Origin of the sequence: uncultured Actinomyces sp. (genome assembly GCF_963526355.1) — a bacterium.
Taxonomy (GTDB): Bacteria; Actinomycetota; Actinomycetes; order Actinomycetales; family Actinomycetaceae; genus Actinomyces.
Genome location: NZ_CAUROW010000140.1, coordinates 1 through 4123, shown reverse-complemented (window position 1 = coordinate 4123; position 4123 = coordinate 1). Strand labels below are relative to the sequence as shown.

The 4123-nt window shown below is 64.8% G+C and carries 4 protein-coding genes; 1 reads left to right on the top strand and 3 read right to left on the bottom strand.

The window, feature by feature from the left end; genetic code table 11:
• The coding region (locus RWR81_RS12780) for a GNAT family N-acetyltransferase (protein ID WP_314458099.1) at nt 1–1058 on the bottom strand (1058 nt) is incomplete at its 3' end.
• A complete protein-coding gene (locus tag RWR81_RS12775; protein WP_314458098.1) occupies nt 1059–2300 on the bottom strand; it encodes a carboxylate--amine ligase in 1242 nt (413 codons plus the stop codon).
• 711 nt (nt 2301–3011) lie between these two features.
• On the opposite strand from RWR81_RS12775, the gene RWR81_RS12770 reads away from it, so the two are divergent.
• Nucleotides 3012–3713, top strand: a complete 702-nt coding sequence (locus RWR81_RS12770; protein ID WP_314458097.1) for a DUF1266 domain-containing protein — start codon at nt 3012–3014, stop codon at nt 3711–3713.
• A gap of 94 nt (nt 3714–3807) precedes the next feature.
• Here RWR81_RS12770 and RWR81_RS12765 read toward each other — a convergent pair whose 3' ends face one another.
• A complete protein-coding gene (locus RWR81_RS12765) occupies nt 3808–4008 on the bottom strand; it encodes a YdeI/OmpD-associated family protein (RefSeq protein ID WP_314458096.1) in 201 nt (66 codons plus the stop codon).
• Nucleotides 4009–4123 lie beyond the last annotated feature (115 nt).

The window sequence follows — 4123 nt, the reverse complement described above, 5'->3', positions numbered from 1 at the left end:
TCCTGCGCCAGGGTGCAGGCGGCCCACCAGTCCAGGGCCTCGGCCCCGCGGAAGGTGCGCGACTCGTTGGAGGAGGCACCGTAGTAGGCCACGGAGTCCTTGCCGGAGGTGAGGATGAGGTCCCATGCGTGGGGCACGCCGTCCTTACGCAATACGAACAGGCGGGCGTTCTTCTCCCCCAGGGCCGTCAGCATGGTCCAGTAGACCTCAGCGTCGTGAGGCTTGAAGCCATCGCGCTCGGCGGTCTCGCGCAGAACCTCGTAGACCTTGTCGAACTCATCACGGCTCAGGCCGGTCTCATCACTGATGGTGCAGCCTGCCTCACGGGCCACGCGCTCGGCGCGTTTGACCGCGCGACGCCCGTCCTTGGGCATGACCGCCGCCATCTTCTCGGGCGTCTTGGGTACCAGGTCGATGACGTAGGTACGGTCGTAGGTGATGGTGGACAGCAGTTCCCGCAGGTCGGTGTCGCGGTAGCGGGCATGCATGCGGATGAAGCGCACCGAGCGGTCGCGCTCCTTGACCACCAGGCGCAGCAGCCGGCGCAAGTGAGCCTCACGCTCGGGTGACTGCTCCTTGAGCCAGACCGGGCCGTGCTTGGCCCACAGGAAGGTCTGTCCCCCCATCCTGTAGCGGTACAGGGCGATGGCAGCCACCGGCTTGCCGTCATCCTCGTAGAGGTAGCGCCCCCACAACGGGCGGCCCATGGCCTCCTCGAAGCGTTCCCAGGCCTCGGTCTGCTCGACGGGGAACGGGCTGTTGCCCACGGCCAGTCGCATCTCGCGCCCGTCGACCCGCCGCAGGGTCTCGGAACGGTCCGAGGTGGAGTGCACCGGCTCAGGGTGCGTGGGCCGAGAGGCCTTGGGCTTGTCAGCTCTGGCAGTTTTATCGGCCTTGGCAGGCTTGTCGACCTTTTGCGCGGACTTCTCGTCCTTGCGAGCATTCTCCTCCGGTTGAGTCCTCTGAGCCTTCTCGGGGGTCTGTGCGGCAGTATCGGTCGTGGCGTCAGTCGTGGTGTCGGGGGCGGTGCTGTCGGGCATGTTCTCGTTCTCGGGCATTCAGCGGGACCTGTCGACTCGTTGCGGATAGTTGCGGGCGAACTTGCGGTAGTGGTTGAGGCGCTGGAGCTCGATCGTCACACGTCGGCGAAGTGATCGCTCGGCCGGGTCGCGCAGCGGGTCGATGCCCCGGCCCAAACTCTTGGCCTTGCGGCGCAGCGCCTCATCGGACACGTAACGTGCGATGACGCCGTCGGGGACCAGGGAATAGAGGACCTGCCGGGTGACCTCAACGGGCTCGTCGCGCTGGTCCAGGACCAGGTCCTTGAGCATGACAGCCATGGGATTGGCGCCGGCGGCGGTCAGATAGAAGGAGTTGCGGCCGATACGGGGGTTGACCTCGAAGAAGAGCTCCCGCCCATCGCGGGGGTCCACCTTGATGTCGAGGTTGGCGAATCCACGGTATTCGGCGTGGCGCAGCAGACGGCTCGTGGCGTCCCACAGGTCGGGGAAGGCCTCGGTGATCATGGCGACCGGGTTGCCGATCATGGTCGGGGCGTGGTCCTGCAGGAGAACTCGCGCCGAACCGATGAGGCGCAGCTCGCCGGTGGAGTCCATGTAGGCGGTCACCGAGCGCATGGCTGTGTCGTCGCCGGGGATGCACTCCTGGACCAGGAAGGTGGAGCGGTAGCCGGCTTCCTTGAGGCTCTTCCACATGCCGGCCAGCTCGGCGGCGTCGTCGATGAACCAGATCTTGCGCTTGCCGGGGAAGGAGATGCGATCGTAGTCGGCGCCGATGGCGGCCTTAGCCACGAGCGGGAACTCCAGACCGAGCTCAGAGGCGGAGGTCGGGGGATCGCAGTCGGGGTCGGCCAGGTCGACGACCACTTCCCGAGGCGTGAGCACCCCCACCTCGGCGCACAGTCGGGAGAAGGAGGCCTTGTCACTGACGGCGTCGAGCACGTCGATGTCCGGGAAGGGTAGGACATAGGTGGGCTCGAGCTCACTGCGGTGAGCGGAGATCATGGCCGCTGCGGCATCGGTGTTGGCCATGAGGACCGCACTGCGAGGATCGCGCCCCTGGACCAGATGCCGCAGCAGCGCGATCGTCCGCTCCGGGGCCGCTCCGGCCTCCTGATGGACAACGGTGATGTAGGCCGACTTGCAGATCGCTACGATCGGATCCGCGGCCACGATCGTCACCGAGGCGCCGGTGACCTCGTGAAGCTGCCGAGCCAGGGCGTAGGCGCCAATGTCGCCCCCGAGAACCACGGGCAGCAGGTGCCTGAAGCGTTCCGTCATGACCATCCGTTTCCTACCGCAAAGACCAACTCCTCCACAGATGGTAGAGCACGCCGGGACGGCCTGTTCCCGACCATTGGGGAGACGCTACGATCCGGACACCCAGCCAGTGTTGACGGCTCCTAGCCGGTACCGAGATTCCAGCCAGATTCCGGGCAGATTCCTCTCCGACCGAGCGGCAGAACCACAGGAGTCCGGTGACGCACACCACCTGGCACACCGCCCCGCGGGTTGACGCTTGCGCAGGTTGATCGCGGGCGCAGTAGCCGCAGGAACGCCGTCCAACCCCCACGGGCACGCCGCCCCCTCGATGCTTCTTGTCATCTCACACCGCCTCGTGCTGTCGCACCAGGCTGACACGCCTCGCACCGGGACGTAAATATAGTGCACAATACTTTCATGCGCCCACAGGTTCTGCTTGTCGTCATTACGCTGGCTATTTTCGGCACCATCGGCGCCGCCCGGCTACTCCGATCAGTCCGTCAAAACTCCCAACAACATCAGGCGTCTGCCGCATCCTCACCCGCCGAGAGTGATGAGTCCGTATGGAGTGAGCTCACCGAGCACCACCGTCCCGTCAGAAGCTCCAACCCCTCTGGGTTCATCCCTGGCCCGTATGAACGACTTGTGGCGATCTCGGCACCGTACGCCCTATGCCACCAGGACCCATGGGACCGCCTAACCTGCTCCGATATCGATGAGACACGGGACATGCTCGCCCACACCTGGGACATTCACTCCCGCACCGATCTCCTCGCTCAGATCTTTTGGCTGATCACCCCCGGCAACCGTGGTGAGTTCGGCGCCGAACGCGCCCGGTGGGTCGACGCCTCGCTGGCGAAGGCTGATTATCAGGAGCTGAGAGAGACAGGCACCGCAACACAGGACGCTACCGAGATGCTGTGGCGCCGGGAACGCATGCGGAACAACGACCGAGGCATCCAGAATGTGGACTTCTTGGCCTGGGACATGGTCCGTGCCGCCATGCTGACACGATGCGGCGCGGCGCTGAACTGGTTGCAGGAGGCTGAGGCGTGGGACACCCTGGCACTGCTGGATCAGGCGCTGCGCACGCGCTATCAGAACTGGAGCCACGTCTGGGAGTCCTTCAGGCTGGGACGCTGGTACTGGTACTCCGAAGCCGGTGAGGATGAGCACTTCAACGATCTGCACGATCTCAACCGCTCACAGATTCTCCTGAGCCCAGAGGGACCATGGGGGCTGATCCCTTGGGACATACCGGTTCCCGAGCCGTCTCTCATGATCCTAGACGTCTTCATCGACGCCGGACTGACCGTCCCTTTGAGTGCGTACGAGCGGGAGCACGCCACACAGTGGGAGCGCTGGATCGACGATCAGGCTACTCTTCGCGCGCAGCGCCGTTCTCAGCTCTTCAGCACCGACCCCGAGTGACGAACCAACGTTTCACAGAGCTCGCGAAATCTGTCTGCTGACCTTGCCGCCCCCGTCGCCGCAACATTGAACCGGCAAGAACCGCGAAGCGGCCTCAGCCGTGCTTGTCGACCATCATCTCCACAGCCTTGGCAGCTCTGCGTTGGCGGGTCTCGGCACGTTTCGCCTCACTGATCCAGCGCAGGTACTCGTTCTGGTGCGATGAAGGCAGAGCCGCGAATGCCTTCTCCGCCGCCTCGTTCTCCGATAACGCCTCGGCCAGCTCCGCCGGGATTCGCGCCTGATCGTTAATCATTCCGCCTCCTCCAGCTGATCAACAGGCTATCGCACGACCCAAGGGCTCGTGTCTCGTGTGCGGAGCTTGTGGTGGACCCGGCCGGACTCGAACCGACGACCGACGCGGTGTAAAC

What these genes read in the sequence shown, in the direction of transcription:
- RWR81_RS12765 (WP_314458096.1), bottom strand. Translation starts at nt 4,008, where the DNA reads ATGATTAACGATCAGGCGCGAATCCCGGCGGAGCTGGCCGAGGCGTTA.
- RWR81_RS12770 (WP_314458097.1), top strand. Translation starts at nt 3,012, where the DNA reads ATGCTCGCCCACACCTGGGACATTCACTCCCGCACCGATCTCCTCGCT.
- RWR81_RS12775 (WP_314458098.1), bottom strand. Translation starts at nt 2,300, where the DNA reads ATGACGGAACGCTTCAGGCACCTGCTGCCCGTGGTTCTCGGGGGCGAC.